The following is a 21,081-nucleotide window of genomic DNA, read 5'->3' as shown; positions in this document are numbered from 1 at the left end:
CGATGCCCAGGCCGCCGCCGACGTGGCCGCCGTAGCTGCCCGCGCCGACCGACAGGCCGCCGCCGGAGCGCTGCGAGCCCACGCCCATCAGCACCACGCCGTTGGCGCCGAGCTTGGCCGCGTCGCGCTTGAGCCGGTCCACCGCCGCGTCGGTCTGGCTCTGGGTGCCGAAGCCGGCCGCGCTGGAGGCTTCGAGCTGGGCGATATCCACCGCCCCCGGCGGCGGCGCGGAGTAGATCTGCACCAGTGCCGGGTCGATCGGCGGGCGCGCCGCGCCGACCATCACCTTCGAGGAACTGGCGCAGCCGGCCAGGGCCAGCAGCAGCGCCAGCGGCAACAGCGGTCGGATGTTCATGGCCTTACCCCCGTGTTCGGATCTCACGCGATCATAGGCGGGCCGGGTGAATCGTGCCGAACCCGCCGCTGTCGCACCCTCGCAGGGCCGCCGTGATCCCCGTGCCAAGAGTTGGGTTGCCTGGCGTTCGCCGCGCGCTATGGTGCAGGCTGACATTCGCACGGAGGCCGGCATGGGCCTGATCAGTCTGCTGTGGGGCATCGTGGCGTTGCTGTGGATGATCCTGGCCTTCATCCCGCTGCTCGGCTGGGGCAACTGGTTCCTGATCCCGTTCGCCGCGGTCGGCGCGCTGATCGCCGCGATCGGGCTGCTGTTCACCGCGGCGCCCAACCGCGGCCGCGCCAAGACCGGCCTGATGCTCAATGCGCTGGTGATCGTGGTCGGGGTGATCCGGTTGAGCCTGGGCGGCGGGGTGATCTGACCTGCGTGCCGGGCGACCGGCATGCTGTGTTGCAGCATCCCGCACTGCGCGCCGCGCCGGCGGGAGTAACATGCGCAGCCGACGGCGGCCCGCGCGCGGGCCGCCCTGCGTTCACGCCGGTGCCGGCGGCGCGGCCTGCGGTGCCTGGCGGCATCGGCCGCGCGACTGGCGCGGCCTCCCAACATCCGCCCACCCAGGAGCCTGCACGTGGCCCATCCCCACTATCGCCCCCGGCGCATGCGCCGCGATGCCTTTTCGCGCCGCCTGATGCGCGAACACACCCTCACCGTCGACGACCTGATCTGGCCGGTGTTCGTGCACGACGTGCCCGGGCGCACCCCGATCGCGTCCATGCCGGGCGTGGAGCGGCTGTCGATCGAAGAACTGCTGAAAGAGGCCGAGGCCGCGCTGGAACTGGGCATCCCGGTGATCGACCTGTTCCCGGTGATCGACCCGGCCGGCAAGTCGCTGGACGCGGCCGAGGCCTGGAACCCGGACGGCCTGGCGCAACGCGCGGTGCGCGCGCTGAAGATGCGCTTCCCGGAGCTGGGCGTGATGACCGACGTGGCGCTGGATCCGTACACCAGCCACGGCCAGGACGGCATCATCGACGACCGCGGCTACGTGCTCAACGACATCACCGTCGAGGCGCTGGTGCAGCAGTCGCTGTCGCATGCGCAGGCCGGCGTGGACATCGTCTCGCCGTCGGACATGATGGACGGACGCATCGGCGCGATCCGCCGCGCGCTGGATGCCGACGAACATCTGCACGTGCGCATCATGGCCTACTCGGCCAAGTACGCCTCGGCCTTCTACGGGCCGTTCCGCGAGGCGGTGGGCAGCGCCGGCAACCTCGGCAAGGCCGACAAGACCACCTATCAGATGGACCCGGCCAACGGCGACGAGGCCCTGCGCGAGATCGCGCTGGACCTGGAAGAAGGTGCGGACATGGTGATGGTCAAGCCCGGCATGCCCTACCTGGACGTGGTGCGGCGGGTGAAGGACGAATTCCGCGTGCCCACCTTCGCCTACCAGGTCAGCGGCGAGTACGCGATGCTCAAGGCGGCGATCGGCAACGGCTGGCTGGACGAGCGCGCCTGCGTGCTGGAGTCGCTGATGGCGTTCAAGCGCGCCGGCGCCGACGGCGTGCTGACCTACTTCGCGCCGCAGGTGGCGCGCTGGCTGCGCGAGGCGCGCTGAGCCGGCGTCCGCTTGTTGGAGCGCCTCCGTTGCGACGCCTTTCTTGGGAAGGCGCTGCCGCGGCTGAAGGGCACCTCCAACAACGGCGAAGGCCATTGGGAGGAGCGGTTCGAGCCGCTCCTGCCATCGAGACAGGACATCATGCCGAGCCGCGGCAATGATGCGTCATTCGAGGTGCCCTGAAGTCGCTCCTGTAAAGGCGGCGATCTTGCGCTCCATTTGCGTGGATCTTCGTAGGTGCGGCGTCAGCCGCGACCGGGGTGCAACGGGAAAGCCCGGTCGCGGCTGAAGCCGCGCCTACGCACACATCGGCGTCATGCCGATGGTGTCGCCGCCGGCAGACAGCCCAGCCCCTGCAGCGTCGCCTCCACCGCCACGTCCAGCGGCGTGTGCGGTTCTTCGCCGAGCAGTTCCAGCAGCCGCGCATTGCGCATGCGCAGCGGGTGCCGCCACAGCGGGCGCATCTCGTGCAGTTCGCGCGCCAGCGGCCAGAACGGCTGGGCCAGGGTCAGCAGCGGCCACGGAAAGCGGCGCGTGCGCGGCGGCGCCAGGCCATGGTGTTGCGCCACCCGCGCGATCGCGGCGGCCATCTGCGTACCGTCGGCGTCCCAGTGCCCGTCCATGTGCAGGCGAGCGAACGCCGGCAGGCGCGTGCGCTGTTGCAGCAGCGCCAGCATCGTCCGCGCCACGTCCGGCACGTAGGCCCATTGGTGGCCGACACCTGGATCGCCCGGCAGGGTCACCGTCGTGACCGGCCGTCCCCGTCGCACCAGCCCCTGCGCGAACCAGCTGTTGCCCACGCGCGGGCCGAAGAAGTCGCCGGCGCGCACCACGATCGCCTGTGCGCCCTGGGCGGTCGCGGCCTGCAGGCGGCGCTCCAGTTCCACCCGGATCGCGCCCTTGCGCGTGACCGGGGCCTGCGGCGCGTCTTCGTCCGGCGCCGGATAGGCGTCCGGGCCGTAGTTGTAGACCGTGCCCGGCAGCACCACGGTGGCGCGCTCGGCGATGGCCGCGGCCACGGTGTTGTCGATCATCGGCAGCACCAGCTCCGACCAGCGCCGGTAGCCGGGCGGGTTCACCGCATGCACGATCACCGCACAGCCCTTGGCCGCCTGCCGCACGTCGGCCTGTCGCAGCGCATCGCCGCGGTGCCAGTGGATGCCGTCGCGCGCCTCGCTGGGGTGGGCGAGGCCGCGCTGCAGGGCGCGCACCTGCCAGCCGGCGTCGCGCATCTGCCGCGCCAGTTCGCCGCCGATGCCGCCGCTGGCGCCCAGCACCAGGGCCGTGGAAGAAGAAGAGGACATGGCAGCGCTCCGTCGGGGTCGGCGCTCAGTCTCGGTGCCGGTGCCACAGAAGAAAATTGGCGAAGAGCGCCGACCAGCTATACATTTCTGTATGGACAATACGATCGGCTGGGAACTCTACCGCTCCTTCCTGGCGGTGCTGGAGGAGGGCTCGTTGTCGGCGGCGGCACGCGCGCTGGGGCTGACCCAGCCCACGGTCGGCCGTCACGTGGCGGCGCTGGAACAGGCGCTGGCGGTGCCGCTGTTCGTCCGCTCGCAGACCGGCCTGCTGCCCACCGATGCCGCCCTGGCCTTGCGCGGGCATGCGCAGGCGATGGGCAGCCTGGCCGCGTCGCTGCAGCGCGCGGCGGGCCGCCACGGCGATGCGGTGCGCGGCACGGTGCGCATCGCCGCCAGCGAGGTGATCGGCGCGGAAGTGCTGCCGCCGGTGCTGGCGGCCTTGCGCCGCGCGCATCCGCAGCTGCGGCTGGAACTGGTGTTGAGCAACCGGGTGCAGGACCTGCTGCACCGCGAGGCCGACGTGGCGGTACGCATGACCCGGCCCACCCAGGACGTGCTGGTCGCGCGCCGCGTCGGCGAAGTGGCGGTGGCGCTGTTCGCGCACCAGGACTACGTGGACCGACATGGTCTGCCGCGGACGCTGGAGGAACTGCCGCAGCACGCGCTGATCGGCTTCGATACGGAAACGCCGTTCCTGCGCGCCGCCCGCAGTGCGCTGCCGCCGTGGCGGCGCGAGGCGTTCGCGTTGCGCGCCGACAGCGACCTGGCGCAACTGGCCTTGCTGCGCGCCGGCTGCGGCATCGGCTTCTGCCAGGTCGCGCTGGCGCGGCGCACGCCGGCGCTGCTGCCGGTGCTGCCGCAGCAGGTGCGCGTCGGCCTGGAGAGCTGGATCGTGATGCACCAGGACGTACGCGGCAGCGCCGCCTGCAGTGCCGTGTTCTCGGCCCTGGTCGAGGCGATGACCGCGCACACCGCCTGAGGTGCGCGCGCGTGCGATGGCGGCCGGCCGGCGCACACGCGCCGCCGGCCGCCCAAACCGGGCAGGGATGTCAGGACGCTTTTACCAATCCCGAATCCCCACTCCCGAATCCCCGCTTACGGCAACGTCAGCGCGATCGGGTTGGCCTTCATGCTGGCGCTGATCGCCGGGAACGGATCCACGCCGGACATGGTGATGACGTCGTTGATCGACACCACGTCGCAGTTGATGGTGCTGTCGTTGACGCACATGTAGGCGGCCGCGCCGTTGCCCGGTTCGTACACCGCCTTCCACACGTAGTCCGGGATCTGCACGTGGTCGGCGCCGATGCTGCTGCGCGTGCCGCTGTCGAAGGCCGGGCCGGTGACCACGTAGACCTCGCCGCGCTGCTTGGCCAGCTGACGCACCTGCTCTTCGATCCGCGCCCACTCGCCGGTGTTGAGCTTGTGGTCCTGCGGGACCACGTTGGCCATCGAGAAGGTTTCCTTCTCCGAGTTGGTGGTCGAGGCGTCGCCGGCCGGGGTCATGTGGCCGCGGTCGAAGCCGGAGTTGGTGTAGTCCGAGGTATGCGAGCGGTCGGCGGCCGGGATGCCGGTCTCGTCGTGGAAGGAGCCGACGCGGCCGATCGATTCGGCGCCGGCGACCTGCTGGTCGGTGATGTGCTCGGCCGAGTACAGCGGGCCCTTGGTCACGCCGGAGGCCATCAGCACGTATTCGGTATGGCAGACCTCGGTGGTGCGGCTGGTGATCGACGCGTCGAGCGTCGGCGCCTTGCCGCCGGCGTAGAGCGTGGGACAGCTGGTGGCGGCGCTTGCCGCCTGGGCGGCGAACAGCGCAAGCAGGGCAAGACAACCGCGCAGGGAGACGGACATTGCAGGAACCTCGGCTGGTCAGGGGAGGTGAAGAAACTGGCGAGATTCGATGTCTGCCGGGTGACCGCTAGATGTGCCGCAAATGGCAACTGCGCCGTGGGTCACGCTTGGCGGTAGACGCCGCGCGGCGCCGGATCAATCGCATGCGATAAGCGTTCTCATTTACAATGCGCGACCGCCCTGTCCCGCACCGCGCCGACGTGATCAAGTCCTTGTTGTTCCAGCTGCACTGGCTGCTCGGCATCAGCGCCGGGTTGGTGCTGTCGGTGATGGGCCTGAGCGGGGCCACGCTCGCCTTCGAGGACGAGATCGTGCGCCTGGCCAATCCGCCGCTGGCGGCCATCGCCGCGCGTCATGCCGCCGGCGAGCAGCCGCTGCCGCTGGCCGAACTGGCGCGGCGCCTGGACCTGGAAGGGGCGCACCGCAGCAACCGCATGTTGATCGATCCGACCGGCACGCGGCCGTCCGCGGTGCGCCTGCCCGGCCGCGACGGCGGCCGCCTGTACTTCGACCCCTACACCGGCGCGGTGCTGCCGGCGCCGCGCCTGGATGGGCTCTTCTCCTTCGTCGAAGACCTGCACCGGCGCCTGGCCGCCGGCGAGCGCGGCAAGGCGGTCACCGGGGTTTGCGCCTTCGTGCTGATCTTCTTCTGCCTGTCCGGTCTGTACCTGCGCTGGCCGCGGCGCTGGTGGAGCTGGCGCGCCTGGTGGGCGGTGGAGTGGAACCGGCAGGGGCGCAGCTTCCTGTGGAGCCTGCACTCGGTGATCGGCACCTGGTGTCTGCTGGTGTACCTGCTGATCGCCGCGACCGGGCTGTACTGGTCCTACGACTGGTACCGGCAGGGGCTGGTGGCGATGCTCGGCGGCGATGCCGCGCCCAAGGAGAAGGAGGGCGGTCGTGGCGGGAAGCCACCGGCGGTGGACTACGCGCGGCTGCAGGCGGCCCTCGCCACCGTGCCGGCCGCGCGGCGCGCCTACCTGGACCTGCGCCTGCCCGGCCGCAGCGGCCAGCCGATCGTGGCCCGCTACCTGCCGCCCGATCCGGCGCACGACCGCGCCTACGACAGCGTGGAGCTCGATCCGGCCAGTGGCCGCGTCCTGCGCCACCTGGAGTATCGGCAGCAACCGCTGGGCCGGCGCCTGCTGACCAGCATGTTCGCGCTGCACAGCGGCAGCTTCTTCGGCCTGCCCGGGCGCGTGGCGATGCTGCTGGCGAGCCTGTGCATGTCGCTGTTCTTCGTCACCGGCTGGATGCTGTACCTGGACCGCCGGCGCAAGAAGCGCGCATTGCGCGCCGCGCGCCGCGCGCTGCCGGGGCTGGTCGGCGATGCCGCCGGCGCCTGGCTGGTGGGCTTCGCCAGCCAGAGCGGCCTGGCCGAGCGCCTGGCCTGGCAGACCGCCGCGCAATTGCAGGCCGCCGGGCTGGCGGTGGAGGTGCGTTCGCTGGCGCAGCTGGACCTGGCCCAGCTGCGCGGCAGCCAGCGCGCGCTGTTCGTGGTCAGCACCTTCGGCGACGGCGAACCGCCGGACGCGGCGCGCGGCTTCGTGCGCCGCGTGCTGCGCCAGGCGCAGGCCCTGCCGGAGCTGCGCTACGCCATGCTCGGCCTGGGCGATCGCCAGTACCCGCAGTTCTGCGGCTTCTCGCGGGAGCTGCAGCACTGGCTGGACGCGCAGGGCGCACAGGCGCTGTTCCCGCCACTGGAAGTGGACAACGCCGATCCGCAGGCACTGGCGCAGTGGCAATGGCAACTGTCCGCGCTCACTGGCGTGGCGGCGTCGGCGCCGGTGCTGCAGGCGCCGGAGCCGCTGGACTGGGGCCTGGCCGGTCGCGTCCTGCTCAATCCCGGCAGCGCCGGTGCGCCGGTGTGGCGTATCGACCTCGTGCCGCCGCCGCAGGCGCACTGGCATGCCGGCGACATCCTGGAAGTGCAGCCCTGCCATGCGGCCGACGCGATCCGCACCTGGCTCGCCGCACGGGCGCTGGACGCGGAACAGACGGTACAGGCCGATGGCCTGCGGCAGCCGCTGTGGCAGGCGCTGGCGTCACGCGCGCTGACGCCGCCAACGCCGGGCGACGACCTGCAGGCCTGGGTGGACGCGCTGCCGACCCTGCCGCTGCGCGAATACTCGATCGCTTCGGTGCCGGCCGACGGCCTGCTGCAACTGGTGGTGCGCCTGATTCTGCGCGACGACGGCCGCCCCGGCGTGGGCGCCGGCTGGCTGTGCCAGCATGCGCCGGTGGGTGCGATGCTGCGCGCGCAGGTGCGGGCCAACCCCGGGTTCCGCCGGCACGGCGCTGCGCCGATGCTGCTGATCGGCAACGGCACCGGTATCGCCGGCCTGCGCAGCCTGCTGCGCGAGGCCGCGCAGGCCGGTGTGCAGGGGCACTGGCTGTTGTTCGGCGAACGCAATGCCGCGCACGATGCGCTGTTCGGCGACGAGCTGCGCGCCTGGCGCGACGCCGGCCATCTGCAGCGCCTGGATCTGCTGTTCTCGCGCGACCAGGCGCACCAGCGCTACGTGCAGGACGGGTTGCGCGAGTCTGCCGACGCGGTCCGCGACTGGGTCGCGCGCGGCGCCACCGTGTACGTCTGCGGCAGTCTTGCCGGCATGGCGCGCGGCGTGAATACGGCGTTGCGCGAGATCCTGGGCGAGGACACGCTCGATGCGCTCAGCGCGGATGGGCGCTATCGGCGCGACGTGTATTGAGGCGATGCGCCGATCGCAGTGCGATCCAGGCTCTTGCGTGCCAGCCCCGATCGTCGCTGCGCATCATGATGCTGGGCTGAGGACGGTGGCAGCCATTTCAGGGAGCCTCTGATCCGAGCGGAATGCGCGCGTGAAGCAACCGGGCGATGCGTCCGAGTGCCATGCGTCGGGACTGAAGTCCCTCCCACAACGGCCTTCTGGTCCCGCTTGTTGTGTGTCGGCGCGGCAGCAGACCGGCATCTGCCTCGCGTCGCCACGCAATCCGCTTACCTGCAGTCGCCGCTACCGGTGGCGGCCGGTGCCTTGATCCGGTACAGGTCGCGCTTGCCGGCCCTGGGCGCGCGGGCGCTGCCGGACAGCAGCAGTTCGCTGGGCTTGGACGCATCCAGCACGGCGCCGGCGGTGTGGCCGTCGCTGCCGTTGAACGATAGCGACAGCGGCTGCGGATCTGCGTAGCGGCCACCGGCGCATTGCGCCAGCAGCACCTGGCTGCTCGTACCGCCATGGGCACGCGCGAACAGCAGCGCACGGCCGTCGCCGAGCCACGCCGCATCGGTCTCGTCGTCGGCGCTGTTGACCCCGGCCAACGCCTGCGGTGCTGCGAACGCCTGGCCCTCCTGGCGCGCCACGAACAGGTCCAGGCCGCCGGCGCCGCCATGGCCGTCGCTGGCGAACAGCAGCCGCGTGCCATCCAGCGACAGGGTCGGTGCACGCTCGTTGCCCGGCGAATTCACTGCCGCGCCCAGGTTCTGCGGCGCGCCGTAGCCGCCGTCGGCCAGCACCGGCGCGCGGTACAGGTCGCTGCCGCCGTGGCCGCCGGGGCGATCCGAGGCGAAGTACAGCCAGCGTCCATCGGCGCTGAAGAACGGGTCGCTGTCCAGGCTCGGCGAGTTCACGGGCGCCGGCAGCGGTTGCGGGTCGCGCCAGCGCCCGTCGCGCAGCACGGCCTGCCACAGGTCGCCGCCGCCGGGCCCGCCGGGGCGGTCGGGACTGGCCCAGACGATGCGCTGGCCGTCGGGCGCGACGCTGGCGCGGGTCTCGTCGGCGGCGGTCGATACCACGCCCATGCCCTCGATGCCGAATTCGGAAAGCGCGAACGCACACGGCGCGCAGAGTAAACTCGCGGCCAGCGCGAGCGGCAGGGCAGGGGTCCGCATGAGGGATTCCATGGAATGTCGCCGCCAGTCTAAAACAACCAACGAGCGCTCCATGCCCAACTCCCGTTTTGCCGTGTTCGGCCATCCCGTCGCCCATTCGCTGTCGCCGCACATCCATGCCGCCTTCGCCAAACAGACCGGCATCGCCCTGCAGTACGAGGCGATCGACGTCCAGGCCGACGGGTTCGCCGCGGCGCTGGCCGCCTTCGCCGCCGACGGCGGTGTCGGCGCCAACGTGACCCTGCCGCTGAAGGAAGCCGCGTTCGCCCTCAGCGTGGTGCACAGCGCACGCGCGCAGTCGGCCGGTGCGGTCAACACCCTCAGCTTCCGCGATGGCCAGTGGCATGGCGACAACACCGACGGCGCCGGCCTGGTGCGCGACCTGACCGGCCGCAACGGCCTGGACCTGCGTGGCCGCCGTGCGCTGCTGCTGGGCGCCGGCGGCGCCGCGCGCGGCGTGGCGCCGGCGCTGCTGGAGGCCGGCGTACAGCAACTGGTGGTGGTCAACCGCGCGCCGGAACGCGCCGACGCGCTGGTCGATGCACTGGGCGAGCCGGCGCGCGCGATCTCGCGCTACTGGGAGGACCTGCGCGAGCTGGGCGATTTCGAGCTGATCGTCAATGCCACCACCATCGGCCGCGACCCGGCCGCCAGCTTCACCCTGCCGCTGTCGCTGATCAACAGCATGACCCTGGCGGTGGACCTGAACTACGGCGAGGTGGCGATCGCGTTCCTGGCCTGGGCGCGCGCGGCGCACTGCCGCGACACCGTGGACGGCCTGGGCATGCTGGTGGAACAGGCCGCCGAGAGCTTCGAGGCCTGGCACGGCGTGCGCCCGGACACCGACCCGGTGTACGCCGCGCTGCGCGAGCGCGATGCCGTGCTGGTCAGCGCCGACTGAAACACTTCGCCTCCACCCTCTATCCGGGAATAAACGCATGGACGAATCATTGATGCTGCAGGTGCTGACGCGACTGCTCACGCAGTTGCCGCTCGCGCTGGTCTATGTGGTCGGACTGGCGCTGCTGTTCACGCGCCGTCCTGGCCGTGCGCGCACCTTGGGAATCTGCGGGCTGGCGATCCTGCTGCTGGCCCTGGGCCTGGGGCTGGCGTTGTGGTTCGTGCCGATGTGGTTGATTTCCCAAGGCCATAGTTACTCGTCGATCTCGAGCTTGTTGGGCATCGCCAACGGCGCGGTCGCCTTGATCTTCGCGGTGGGCATGCTGCTGCTGGTGCTGGCGTTGCGCTTCGCCATGCCGCCGCGCGTCGCAAACCCGCGCTGATGGCGTCGCGGCGACCCGCGTCCAGGGAGATCGTGCTGCGAGAACCGCAGGGACACCCGGGCCGCGCCTATGGCGTGGTCCTGGTCGGCGCCGATCGCCCCGTTCGCTGCCCATCAAGAGGAGGTCCTGCGTGGACTCTGTCGCCGTGAACTATCTCTTGCTCACCGCGCTGTTCCAGTTCCCGATCCTGGCGATGTCTGCGGTCGGGCTGGGGTTGCTGGCCACGCGCGGCCCTGGCCGGCCGCGTACCCTCGGCTTGTGGGGGTTGGGCGTGCTGGTGCTGGTCGTGGTACTGACGACGGGCATGTCGTTGTTGCCGGCGTGGCTGATGTCGCGCGCGGCGAACGCGACCGAATCCAACCTGTGGATGGTCATGTCGGAGGCGATCGTCGCGCTGCTGACGGCAGTGAGCGCGCTGTTGCTGGTGCTGGCATTGTGGTTCGCCCTGCCGGCGCGGCGGGCGCCATCGAACTGAAGAACAAGGGCGTGCGTCGTCCAGGGAGGCGAGGATGTTGGCGATGAGCGTGCACCCGGTGCTGGACATGAGCGTGCTGACCGGCGGGCTCGGCCTGCTGGCGCGGCTGTTGCTGCCGCTGATCGCGTTGCTGCTGCTCCCGCGGCTGGCGCCGGGCCGCGCACGCACGCTGGCGCGGCTCGGGCTGACGGTGCTGATGATGGGCGCGATCCTGCCGCGCCTGTTGAACGCGGTGCTGGGCTGGGTGGAACTGATGACGCCCCAGTTGCGCGGCACCCATCCGGACGCCTATGCGCTGGTGCATCTGCTGGACGATGCGCTGTACGTGGCTGGCCTGGCCTTGCTGCTGCGCGCGCTGTGGCTGGCGCTGCCGCGCAAGGCCGCGCCGCCGCTGCCGCCATAACGCGGCGCGCAGCACCGTTCAGTTCCAGCGTTTCAGTCCCTGCGACGGGACGTGAGAAAATGCCGGGATGACCGATTCCGCTTCGCCGTCGACGCCGCCCGCGTCCGGCCCGTCCCCGCGTCAGCTCACCGAACCGGTCAAGCTGGCCATCCGCGATGCCTACGCCAAGCTGCAGGCCAACACGCCGGGCTTCCGCGTGCGCCGCGCGCAGAGCCAGATGATCGGCGTGGTCTCGCGCGCGCTCGGCACCTCCGGCGGCGTCGGCGTGGCCGAGGCGCCCACCGGCGTCGGCAAGAGCCTGGGCTATCTGACCGCCGGCGTGCCGATCGCCCTGGCCAGCAAGAAGAAGCTGGTGATCAGCACCGGCACGGTGGCGCTGCAGTCGCAGCTGGTCGAGCGCGACATCCCGGCCTTTCTCAAGGCCACCGGGCTGGAGGCCACGGTGGCGCTGGCAAAGGGCCGCACCCGTTACTTGTGCACGCGCAACGTCGCCGAGCTGCATGGCGAGGCCGCGCAGGACAGCATGTTCGAGGACGAGGCGCCGCTGTACGACCGCCCATTGAGCCCGGCCGAGGCCGAGCAGGCGCGGGCGTTGGCCAAGGCCTACGCCGACAGGACCTGGAACGGCGACCTGGATGCCGCGCCGGAGCCGGTGCCGCCGTCGCTGCGTGCGCGCATCACCACCAATGCGGCCGGCTGCGCCGGGCGCCGCTGTTCGTTCGCGGTGCAGTGTCCGGTGCTGAAGGCGCGCAGCGAGGTGCGCGATGCGCAGATCGTGGTCACCAACCACGCCCTGTTGCTGTCGGCGCTGTCGCTGGGCGACAGCGACAACGGCCAGCCGCTGATCGCGCCACCGTCGGACATGCTGCTGGTGCTCGACGAGGGCCACCACATCGCCGGCGTCGCCATCGACCAGGGCGCGGCGAACCTGCCGCTGGACGAGATGGCGCGGCGCACCGGCCGCCTGCAGGCGCTGGTCGGCGCCGCCTACCGGCTCGCCGACAAGGACCGCATCGGCAACCAGTTGCCCAACGAGGCGGTCGAACTGGCCGCGCAGGTGGCCAAGGGCCTGAAGGCGTTCCGCGCCGAGATCGAACGGGTGTGGGTGCCGGAGCCGGGCCAGGACGAACCGATGTGGCGCGCGCCCAACGGCCGCCTGCCCGAGGACTGGAAGCCGCTGATCGATGCGCAGGCGCAGGACACCGGGGCGCTGCTGAACTGGGTGCAGGCCGCACACCAGATGGCGGCCAAGTCCAAGCAGGAGGACGCGGCCAAGGAACGCCTGCAGCGCAACCTGGGCATGGCCCTGGAGATGGTCGAGCAGCAGTACGCGCTGTGGCTGGGCTGGCGCCGCGAGGACCAGGACGGGCAGCCGCCGATGGCGCGCTGGATCACCGCCTCGCGCGATGCCGATCTGATCTGCCATTGCTCGCCGGTGTCGGCCGCGCAGGTGCTGCGCTCGCTGCTGTGGAGCGAGGTGGACGCGGCGGTGCTGACCTCGGCCACGCTCACCGGCGGCGGCGACTTCCAGGCGCTGGCGATCGACAACGGCCTGCCCGCGCATGCGGAGATGGTGTCGCTGTCCTCGCCGTTCGATCTGCCCAACCAGGCCGAACTGATCGTGCCGGCATTCCCGGTGGCGCCGGACGACCGCGAGGGCCATCCGCGCGAAGTGGCGCGCTACCTGGTACGCGAACTGGACTGGGGCAAGGGTTCGATCGTGCTGTTCACCTCGCGCTGGAAGATGCTCAAGGTGGCCGACCTACTGCCGCTTGCGCAGCGCAACCGCGTGCTGGTGCAGGGCGAGGGTTCCAAGTCGCAGATGATCGGCGAGCACATGCGCCGCATCGGCGCCGGCGAAGGCTCGGTGCTGTTCGGCCTCAATTCCTTCGGCGAGGGCCTGGACCTGCCGGGCGAGGCCTGCACCACCGTGGTCATCACCCAGGTGCCGTTCGCGGTGCCGACCGATCCGCAGACCGCCACGCTTGGCGAATGGTTCGAGAGCCGCGGCCTCAACGCCTTCAACCTGATCGCGGTGCCGCACGCGCTGCGCACCCTGACCCAGTTCGCCGGCCGCCTGATCCGCACCGCCGACGACCACGGCCGCGTGATCATTCTCGATTCGCGGCTGCTGACCAAGCGCTACGGCAAGCGCATCATCGATGCGTTGCCGCCGTTCAAGCGGGTGATCGGCTAGGCGATGTGACGTCGGTTGGGTTGTCGATGTGACGCCGTTTGCCGAGCTGGCATCGCACTGAGGGCAACGGCGTGCGGTCGCCGCCGCGGCGCGGACAGGTCGCGCGCGCTGGTCTAGTATCGCGGGCGACAGGGGGAATCATGATGCGAATCGCCAGACAGTGGGCGTTCGGAGCGGCGTTGTGCGTGCTGACCGGCATCGCCGTGGCGCGGCCGACGGGCGCACCGACAGAAGACGCAGCAGCGGCAGCGCCGGCCAATCCGGCCTATCGCACGCAACTGCTGCAGTTGATCAGCGACGACGCACAGGCCCGCGCCGATCTCAAGCGCGATTATTCGCCGCAGCGGCTGCAGCACGACACCGTCTCGTTGCGCGCGTATGCGCGCGAGGTGCGAACGGCGCAGAAGGAAAGCCAGGAGCGCCTGACCGATCTGATCCGGCGCCAGGGCTTTCCCGATGCGCAGGCGGTCGGCGCCGACACGGCGCACGCGGTGTTCCTGATCGCCCAGCGCATCACCGAGTCGGCGTTCCGCGCCGACTTCCAGCGCGGCATCGATGCGGCCGTGCAGCGCGAGGCCTACAGCCGCGCCGATCAGACACTGTTCGCCGACCGCAGCCGCGCGCTAAGCGCTAAGCGCTAAGCGCTAGCGTCCGCCATCGCGGCGCTACGCGCGGTACATCGCGCCGCGGTGCGCTTGCGGCCGCATCGCCAGGCATCGCCGCTGCCGCTGGCACGCGCGCGCGTCTACATTTTGCGGTCGATCTACGGCTGCATTGTCGTCGAGTGACGCAGCGACGACGCTGCCGCTGCAACGGATTGCGCGCTCTACCAATGGTCGCGATCACAGTGCGCGGATGCGATTGGCCGCGTCGATGGCATCGATTGCAAGGAACGAATGTTCTGCGCGTCGCACTCCCGCCATGCTGCAGCTCCCTTCACACGAGCCGACGCCATGCGCCCTGGATCCCTGTTGTTGCTTGTCCTGTTGTCGCCTTCCCTGATCCTGTCGGCCAGCGCCGCGCAGTCCACGCTCACCCGCGACAATGGCGCGCCGGTGGGCGACAACCAGAACTCGCAGACCGCCGGCCCCAACGGCCCGACGTTGCTGCAGGACGTGCAACTGATCCAGAAGCTGCAGCGCTTCGACCGCGAGCGCATCCCCGAGCGCGTGGTGCACGCGCGCGGCACCGGCGTGCATGGCGAGTTCACCGCCACCGCCGATATCTCCGAGCTGAGCAAGGCCAAGGTGTTCGCGCCGGGCACGACCACGCCGGTGTTCGTGCGCTTCTCCTCGGTGGTGCACGGCAACCATTCGCCGGAGACGCTGCGCGATCCGCACGGTTTCGCCACCAAGTTTTACACCAGCGAAGGCAACTGGGACCTGGTCGGCAACAACTTCCCGACCTTCTTCATCCGCGATGCGATCAAGTTCCCGGACATGGTGCATGCGTTCAAGCCGGACCCGCGCACCAACCTCGACGATGATGCGCGCCGCTTCGACTTCTTCTCGCACGTCCCCGAGGCGACCCGCACCCTGACCCTGCTGTACTCCAACGAAGGCACGCCGGCCGGCTACCGCTTCATGGACGGCAACGGCGTGCATGCCTACAAGCTGGTCAACGCGCAGGGCCAGGTGCACTACGTCAAGTTCCACTGGAAGAGCCTGCAGGGCCTCAAGAACCTGGATCCGCAGCAGGTGGTGGCGGTGCAGGGCAAGGACTACAGCCACCTGACCAACGACCTGGTCGGCGCGATCAAGCGCGGCGACTATCCGAAGTGGGACCTGTACATCCAGGTGCTCGCGCCCGAGGACCTGGCCAAGTTCGACTTCGATCCGCTGGATGCCACCAAGATCTGGCCGGGCGTGCCCGAGCGCAAGATCGGGCAGATGGTGCTGAACAGGAACGTGGACAACTTCTTCCAGGAGACCGAGCAGGTGGCGATGGCGCCGGCCAATCTGGTGCCGGGCATCGAGCCGTCGGAAGACCGCCTGCTGCAGGGGCGGATCTTCTCCTACGCCGACACGCAGCTGTACCGCGTCGGCACCAACGGCCTGAGCCTGCCGGTGAACCGGCCGCGCGTGGCGGTCAACAACGGCAACCAGGACGGCGCGATGAATGCCGGCAGCACCAGCAGCGGCGTGAACTACGAGCCGAGCCGTCTCAGCCCGCGGCCGCAGGATCCGAACGCGCGCTACAGCCAGTTGCCGCTGTCCGGCACCACCCAGCAGGCCAGGATCGCGCGCGAGCAGAACTTCAAGCAGGCCGGCGAACTGTTCCGCGGCTACAGCAAGAAGGAGCAGCAGGACCTGATCCAGAGCTTCGGCGAATCGCTGGCCGGCACCGACGACGCGAGCAAGCACATCATGCTGTCGTTCCTGTACAAGGCCGACCCGGCCTACGGCAGCGGCGTGGCGCGGGTGGCCAAGGGCGACCTGGCGCGGGTCAAGCAACTGGCCGCGCAGCTGCAGGATTGATCCGTCCCACGCGCGGCCCGGCGGCGGCATCGCCGCGCCGCGTACTCTCTTGCGGAGACTCCCCATGCGTCGTGTTGTCCTCTTCCTTCTTGGCCTCGCGGTCAGCGCCACGGCGGTCGCTGCACCGGCCGCGCCGCCCGCGCCCGATCCGACTGCAGTGCAGGCGCAATTACGCAGCTACTTCTTCGATGCCGCGCGGCAGGGCCGCCAGGACATGCTGGCCGAGTTCATCCGCGCCCATTACGACCTCGATACCCGCGACGACAAGGGCTACACCGCGCTGATCCTCGCCGCCTACCACGGCCAGCAGGCGGCGGTGGAGCAGTTGCTGCGCGCCGGTGCCGACCCCTGCGCGCAGGACAAGCGCGGCAACACCGCGTTGATGGGCGCCATCTTCAAGGGCGAGCTGAGCATCGCCAAGCGGCTGATGCAGGCCGATTGTGCGCCGGACCAGCGCAACAACGCCGGTCAGACCGCGGCGATGTATGCGGCGCTGTTCCAGCGCACCGAGGTGCTGAAGGACCTCGCTGCCAAGGGCGCCGACCTGCAGGCCAGGGATGCGCAAGGCAACGACGTGGCCAAGCTGCAGCGCGGCGAGTTCGCGACCGCACCCGCGCGCTGAGCGGTCCCGCCTCGCTCCGCCTCCGGAGCGGAGGCCGTGACCGGCAATCGCACGGCGCGTGGATCGCGGGCCCCGGATCGGCGAAAATGCCCGGGTGGCCGGTTCCTCCGGCCCGCCGCGGCCCGTGCCGCCGCTGTTCCCGCTTCGGCGGGCGGTGGCGCCGCAGGGCCGCGTGCTGCCCTGTCGGCATCGTGCCGGCGCTCTGCTGCGGCCCGCCGTCGCCCATCCCGGATCTGTCTTGAACGCCACTGCCCCTGTTTCGCCCGACGACCTGCCCCAGGCCGAGCGCCTGCGCATCACCCTGGACCTGCTCGAGACCATCGCCGCCGACCGGCGCGTGCTCGATACCCTGCCGGAAGCCGAGCGGGTGCGCCTGCTGCAGGTGGTCGCCCAGGTCTTCAATCCCGAGCCCAAGGCGCGGCGCAAGCTGCTCAAGGAACAGGCGCGCGAGCGCCACCAGGAGAAGGTGCGCAAGGCCGAGGAGCTGCTGGCGCAGACCGGCATCCGTGCGCTGCGGCGCAAACCGGTGTTCAGCACGCCCAACTATTTCCCGCCGCACACGCCGGAAGCGCTGACCCATGCGCAGGCCGTGGCCGAGGCGCCGGCGGCGCATTCGCCCGAGTTGCGCCACTGCTACGTGTGCAAGCAGAAGTACACCGAGCTGCATCACTTCTACGACCAGATGTGCCCGCCCTGCGCCGAGTTGAACTACTTCAAGCGCACCGAGACCGCGGACTTGCGCGGGCGCGTGGCGCTGCTCACCGGCGGCCGGGTCAAGATCGGCTACCAGGCCGGGCTCAAGCTGCTGCGCGCCGGTGCCGAGCTGATCGTGACCACCCGCTTCCCGCGCGACTCGGCGGCGCGCTATGCGGAGGAGCCGGATTTCGCCGAGTGGGGCCACCGCCTGCAGGTGTACGGGCTGGACCTGCGCCACACTCCCAGCGTCGAGGCGTTCTGCAGCGAACTGCTGGCGACTCGCAGCCGCCTGGATTTCATCGTCAACAACGCCTGCCAGACCGTGCGCCGGCCGCCGCAGTTCTACGCGCACATGCTGGCCGGCGAGACCGCCGCGCTGCACGACCTGCCCGAACACGTGCGCCGGCTGGTGGGCCAGTACGAAGGCCTGCGCGGCCCCGATCTGCTGCCGGCTGGGGGCAGCACGCAGATGGCCGGGGCGGGCCAGGGGCGCAGCGGTGCCGACGGCCTGCTGCGCGCCGCGGAACTGTCGCAGGTGCCGCTGCTGGCCGACGACCTGCTCGCCCAGCAGCACCTGTTCCCGGAAGGGCGCCTGGACCAGGACCTGCAGCAGGTGGACCTGCGCGGGCGCAACTCCTGGCGGCTGCTGCTGGACGAAGTGTCCTCGGTGGAACTGCTGGAGACGCAACTGGTCAACGCGGTCGCGCCGTTCGTGCTCAACGCGCGGCTCAAGCCGCTGATGCTGCGCACGCCCGAGCGCGACAAGCACATCGTCAACGTGTCGGCGATGGAGGGGCAGTTCTACCGCAACTTCAAGACCACCCGGCATCCGCACACCAACATGGCCAAGGCCGCGTTGAACATGATGACCCGCACCTCGGCGGCCGACTACCAGAACGACGGCATCCACATGAACAGCGTGGACACCGGCTGGGTCACCGACGAGGATCCGGCCGAGATCGCCGCGCGCAAGGTGGAGGAAGAGCGCTTCCATCCGCCGCTGGACATCGTCGACGGCGCCGCACGCATCGTCGATCCGATCATCCACGGCTTCAACACCGGCGAGCACGTGTGGGGCCAGTTCCTCAAGGACTACGCGCCGACGGATTGGTGAGGCGACGCGCCGCCGCGATCGCGACGGTGCGCGACGTGCGTCCGCGCCCGCGCGCCGTCTAGCCGAGCGTGCGGTCCACGGCCGTCGCGGCAGCGTTCTCGGCGTCCTTCTCGCGGCCCCAGAACTCGACCATGATGGTCATCATGGTCCACACGATCAGCGTCGGCTGTACCTTGTCCGGCAGCAGGGCCTGGCCCTTGAGCATCACGTCGATCACCTTCGGCAGTGCCAGCACCATCAGCAGGGTGTAGATCGCGTACGCCACCCGGTGCCGGCTGCTGGAAATGAACAGGATCGAGATGACCAGGCTGGCGAGGACGCCCAGGACCACACCGAACTGCCAGGCGTTGAGGCGCTCGGTGCCGGTGAGCACCAGGCCCAGGACGGCACCGAAGAACATGTTCAGGCCGTTGAGATTGGCCTGGTACTCGTCCCTGGTCATGCGGCCGAGGCCGACCTTGCCGAAAACGTTCCATCCCTTGCGCATGCTCGCTCCCCTTCGCATTGCCGCATCCTGGCGTCGCCACGCCTCCGCTGGCCGCACGCCTCCCCGCCTCCACTGTAGCGAAGATCGCGCGCGTTCGTCGCCTGCCCGCCGCGTGTCGCGTGTCGGTGCGCCCCGGCGCGGGAGCCGCCTGCGCTAGCCCAGGGTCTGCAACTCGCCGCGCGGGCCGGTCGGTGTCAGATACAGGTGGCCGAGGCTGATCGGCAGGCGGAAACGGCGCGGCCCGGCACTGCCCGGGTTGAGATAGAGCACGCCGTCGCGGGTCTCCAGCAAGGGCTTGTGCGAGTGGCCGCTGATCACCACGTCCACGCCATCGGCGACGCGCGCCAGGGTCTTCAGGTCGTGGCGCACGTGCAGGCGCACGCCGTCGATGTCCAGGTCCAGGGTCTCGGGCAGCGCCTGTGCCCATGGCGCGGTGTCGATGTTGCCGCGGATCGCGTGCAGCGGTGCCAGTTCTCGCAGTGCGTCGAGCACGTCCGGTTTGCCGATGTCGCCGGCATGCACGATCGCGGCGCACCCACGCAAGGCCGCCAGCGCCTCGGGGCGGAGTAGGCCATGGGTGTCGGCGATCACGCCGAGATGCAGCGGTCGAACGGGACGCATCGGTGGCGCTTCCTGGTGCGTGACAGCGTGCAGGCTACCCGTTCGGACGTGGTGGCGTCGTTGCGACCTACGCGTGCTGGCCTGTTTCGTGAGGCGATGGCGCCAGCGAGCCAGGCGCGGACGTAGAGATCGTATCGACATCGACGCTTGGTGCATCACCGGCGCGTATCGGGATGCACCCGATGTTGCATCAGCGGCAGTTCCGGCCTGGGCGTCGTACCGCTGTGCATTAACCCGTACGTAGCGACGTGCAGCGTCATGGCGGCATGCGTACGCGACGTGTTGTACCGTTGCCGCGCGCGCCGCCCGTGCCGTCGCACGACATCGCAAGGCGGTGCCGTTTCTTCTCCAGCAGACTCCGATCGATGACTTCTTCCACTACGCCCCCCGCCGCCGAGGCCGCGCCGCACGGCGCCGCCGCCGTGTTCCGCGTGGTCACCGGCAACTTCCTCGAGATGTACGACTTCATGGTCTATGGCTTCTATGCCACGGCCATCGGCCATGCGTTCTTCCCGTCGCATAGCGCGTTCGCCTCGCTGATGCTGTCGCTGGCCACGTTCGGCGCCGGCTTCCTGATGCGGCCGATCGGCGCGCTGGTGCTCGGCGGTTACATCGACCGGCACGGGCGTCGCAAGGGCCTGATCCTGACCCTGGGGCTGATGTCGGCCGGCGTGCTGCTGATCGCCTTCGTCCCCGGCTACGGCACCATCGGCGTGCTGGCGCCGTTGCTGGTGCTGCTCGGCCGCCTGCTGCAGGGCTTCTCCGCCGGCGCCGAGCTGGGCGGCGTGTCGGTGTATCTGGCCGAGATCGCCACGCCGGGCCGGCGCGGCTTCTACGTGGCCTGGCAGTCGGCCAGCCAGCAAGTGGCGGTGGTGTTCGCTGCTGCGCTCGGCGTGGCCCTGCACGCGCTGCTCTCCGACAGCACGATGGACAGCTGGGGCTGGCGCGTGCCGTTCGCCATCGGCAGCCTGATCGTGCCGCTGATCTTCCTGATCCGCCGCTCGCTGCAGGAAACCCCGGAGTTCGCCGCGCGGCAGGCGCCGGACCTGGCCGGTATCGCCCGTTCGCTGCGCGCCAATGTCGGATTGATCCTGGCCGGCGTGGGCATGGTGATGATGACCACCGTGTCGTTCTACCTGATCACCGCCTACATGCCGACCTACGGCCGCGCCGAGCTGCACCTGAGCGAGCTGGACAGCCTGGTGGTGACCGGCTGCATCGGCCTGTCCAATTTCGTGTGGCTGCCGGTGATGGGCGCGCTGAGCGACCGCATCGGCCGCAAGCCGCTGCTGGTGTTCGCCAGCGTGGCGATGCTGCTGACGGTGTGGCCGGCGCTGCAGTGGCTGGTCGACGCGCCCTCGTTCGCGCGGCTGCTGCTGGTCGGCGAGTGGCTGTCGCTGCTGTACGGTGCCTACAACGGTGCGATGGTGGTGGCGCTGACCGAGGTGATGCCCGCCGAGGTGCGCACCACCGGCTTCTCGCTGGCCTACAGCCTGGCCACCGCGACGATGGGCGGCTTCACCCCGGCGGTGTCGACCTGGCTGATCCACACCACGCACAGCCGGGCTGCCCCGGCGCTGTGGCTGTCGCTGGCGGCGCTGATCGGCCTGGCCTGCACCTTGCTGCTGTTCCGTCGCCAGCGCGGCGCTGGCACGTTCCACGCCGCCTGAGTGCCGCATTGCCTGGACGCGGGGCAGGGCGGCGGCAGTC

The 21,081-nt window shown here is 70.4% G+C and carries 20 protein-coding genes; 14 read left to right on the top strand and 6 right to left on the bottom strand.

Annotation, left to right across the window (positions count from 1 at the left end; genetic code table 11):
• Window positions 1-355, bottom strand: a 355-nt coding sequence (locus CEK69_RS12275) for a hypothetical protein (protein ID WP_152245862.1), incomplete at its 3' end; no start/stop codon positions are given.
• Between the two features lie 172 nt (window positions 356-527).
• Between CEK69_RS12275 and CEK69_RS12270 the strand changes: the two genes are divergently transcribed.
• Together CEK69_RS12270 and hemB are read left to right on the top strand one after the other, a co-directional pair.
• Window positions 528-776, top strand: coding sequence for a hypothetical protein (locus tag CEK69_RS12270; RefSeq protein WP_010340624.1), 249 nt, complete (start codon window positions 528-530; stop codon window positions 774-776).
• A 207-nt stretch (window positions 777-983) separates the two neighbouring features.
• Complete coding sequence (hemB, locus tag CEK69_RS12265) at window positions 984-1,976, top strand: porphobilinogen synthase (protein WP_043094219.1); 993 nt, start codon at window positions 984-986, stop codon at window positions 1,974-1,976.
• Between the two features lie 314 nt (window positions 1,977-2,290).
• Here the strand turns inward: hemB and CEK69_RS12260 are convergent, their stop codons facing one another.
• Entirely contained in the window at window positions 2,291-3,280 is a 990-nt protein-coding gene (locus CEK69_RS12260) for an NAD-dependent epimerase/dehydratase family protein (protein WP_193313973.1), read from the bottom strand.
• A 91-nt stretch (window positions 3,281-3,371) separates the two neighbouring features.
• Between CEK69_RS12260 and CEK69_RS12255 the strand changes: the two genes are divergently transcribed.
• Complete coding sequence (locus CEK69_RS12255; protein WP_152245860.1) at window positions 3,372-4,259, top strand: LysR family transcriptional regulator; 888 nt, start codon at window positions 3,372-3,374, stop codon at window positions 4,257-4,259.
• Between the two features lie 116 nt (window positions 4,260-4,375).
• Here the strand turns inward: CEK69_RS12255 and CEK69_RS12250 are convergent, their stop codons facing one another.
• Window positions 4,376-5,131, bottom strand: coding sequence for a DNA/RNA non-specific endonuclease (locus CEK69_RS12250; RefSeq protein WP_017909707.1), 756 nt, complete (start codon window positions 5,129-5,131; stop codon window positions 4,376-4,378).
• A gap of 200 nt (window positions 5,132-5,331) precedes the next feature.
• Between CEK69_RS12250 and CEK69_RS12245 the strand changes: the two genes are divergently transcribed.
• Window positions 5,332-7,839, top strand: a complete 2,508-nt coding sequence (locus CEK69_RS12245) for a sulfite reductase flavoprotein subunit alpha (protein ID WP_152245858.1) — start codon at window positions 5,332-5,334, stop codon at window positions 7,837-7,839.
• 266 nt (window positions 7,840-8,105) lie between these two features.
• On the opposite strand, the gene CEK69_RS12240 is transcribed toward CEK69_RS12245, so the two are convergent.
• The gene (locus CEK69_RS12240) at window positions 8,106-8,996 is read right to left on the bottom strand and encodes a PD40 domain-containing protein (RefSeq protein WP_152245856.1); all 891 of its coding nucleotides are present in this window, start codon (window positions 8,994-8,996) and stop codon (window positions 8,106-8,108) included.
• Between the two features lie 52 nt (window positions 8,997-9,048).
• Between CEK69_RS12240 and aroE the strand changes: the two genes are divergently transcribed.
• The 9 genes from aroE (at window position 9,049) to CEK69_RS12195 (ending at window position 18,263) form a co-directional block, all read left to right on the top strand.
• Complete coding sequence (gene aroE, locus CEK69_RS12235) at window positions 9,049-9,897, top strand: shikimate dehydrogenase (protein WP_152181838.1); 849 nt, start codon at window positions 9,049-9,051, stop codon at window positions 9,895-9,897.
• 52 nt (window positions 9,898-9,949) lie between these two features.
• A complete protein-coding gene (locus CEK69_RS12230; RefSeq protein ID WP_223875564.1) occupies window positions 9,950-10,279 on the top strand; it encodes a hypothetical protein in 330 nt (109 codons plus the stop codon).
• 130 nt (window positions 10,280-10,409) lie between these two features.
• Window positions 10,410-10,754, top strand: a complete 345-nt coding sequence (locus CEK69_RS12225; protein WP_226975146.1) for a hypothetical protein — start codon at window positions 10,410-10,412, stop codon at window positions 10,752-10,754.
• Window positions 10,755-10,797: 43 nt separating this feature from the next.
• Entirely contained in the window at window positions 10,798-11,157 is a 360-nt protein-coding gene (locus CEK69_RS12220) for a hypothetical protein (protein WP_152245854.1), read from the top strand.
• Window positions 11,158-11,224: 67 nt separating this feature from the next.
• Window positions 11,225-13,354, top strand: coding sequence for an ATP-dependent DNA helicase DinG (dinG, locus tag CEK69_RS12215; protein ID WP_017907401.1), 2,130 nt, complete (start codon window positions 11,225-11,227; stop codon window positions 13,352-13,354).
• 143 nt (window positions 13,355-13,497) lie between these two features.
• Window positions 13,498-13,995 (top strand): hypothetical protein, encoded by a 498-nt coding sequence (locus CEK69_RS12210; RefSeq protein WP_226975145.1) that lies wholly within the window; start codon window positions 13,498-13,500, stop codon window positions 13,993-13,995.
• Window positions 13,996-14,307: 312 nt separating this feature from the next.
• Complete coding sequence (katB, locus tag CEK69_RS12205) at window positions 14,308-15,831, top strand: catalase KatB (protein ID WP_152245852.1); 1,524 nt, start codon at window positions 14,308-14,310, stop codon at window positions 15,829-15,831.
• Window positions 15,832-15,895: 64 nt separating this feature from the next.
• Complete coding sequence (locus CEK69_RS12200) at window positions 15,896-16,453, top strand: ankyrin repeat domain-containing protein (RefSeq protein ID WP_152245850.1); 558 nt, start codon at window positions 15,896-15,898, stop codon at window positions 16,451-16,453.
• A gap of 238 nt (window positions 16,454-16,691) precedes the next feature.
• Window positions 16,692-18,263 carry an SDR family oxidoreductase gene (locus CEK69_RS12195; protein ID WP_152245848.1) on the top strand — a complete coding sequence of 524 codons (1,572 nt, stop codon included), beginning with the start codon at window positions 16,692-16,694 and terminating at the stop codon, window positions 18,261-18,263.
• A gap of 58 nt (window positions 18,264-18,321) precedes the next feature.
• Here the strand turns inward: CEK69_RS12195 and CEK69_RS12190 are convergent, their stop codons facing one another.
• Both CEK69_RS12190 and CEK69_RS12185 read right to left on the bottom strand, forming a co-directional pair.
• On the bottom strand, window positions 18,322-18,750 hold the full coding sequence (locus CEK69_RS12190; protein WP_152181846.1) for a hypothetical protein: 429 nt from the start codon (window positions 18,748-18,750) through the stop codon (window positions 18,322-18,324).
• Window positions 18,751-18,903: 153 nt separating this feature from the next.
• Window positions 18,904-19,371, bottom strand: a complete 468-nt coding sequence (locus tag CEK69_RS12185; protein ID WP_026144553.1) for a metallophosphoesterase family protein — start codon at window positions 19,369-19,371, stop codon at window positions 18,904-18,906.
• Between the two features lie 365 nt (window positions 19,372-19,736).
• Here CEK69_RS12185 and CEK69_RS12180 point away from each other — a divergent pair, with 365 nt between their 5' ends.
• On the top strand, window positions 19,737-21,041 hold the full coding sequence (locus tag CEK69_RS12180; RefSeq protein WP_152245846.1) for an MFS transporter: 1,305 nt from the start codon (window positions 19,737-19,739) through the stop codon (window positions 21,039-21,041).
• Window positions 21,042-21,081 lie beyond the last annotated feature (40 nt).

Source organism: Xanthomonas sp. LMG 12462, from assembly GCF_009192885.1.
GTDB lineage: Bacteria > Pseudomonadota > Gammaproteobacteria > Xanthomonadales > Xanthomonadaceae > Xanthomonas_A > Xanthomonas_A sontii.
The sequence above is the reverse complement of the archived record's forward strand: the minus strand, read 5'-3'. Positions and strand labels throughout refer to the sequence as shown.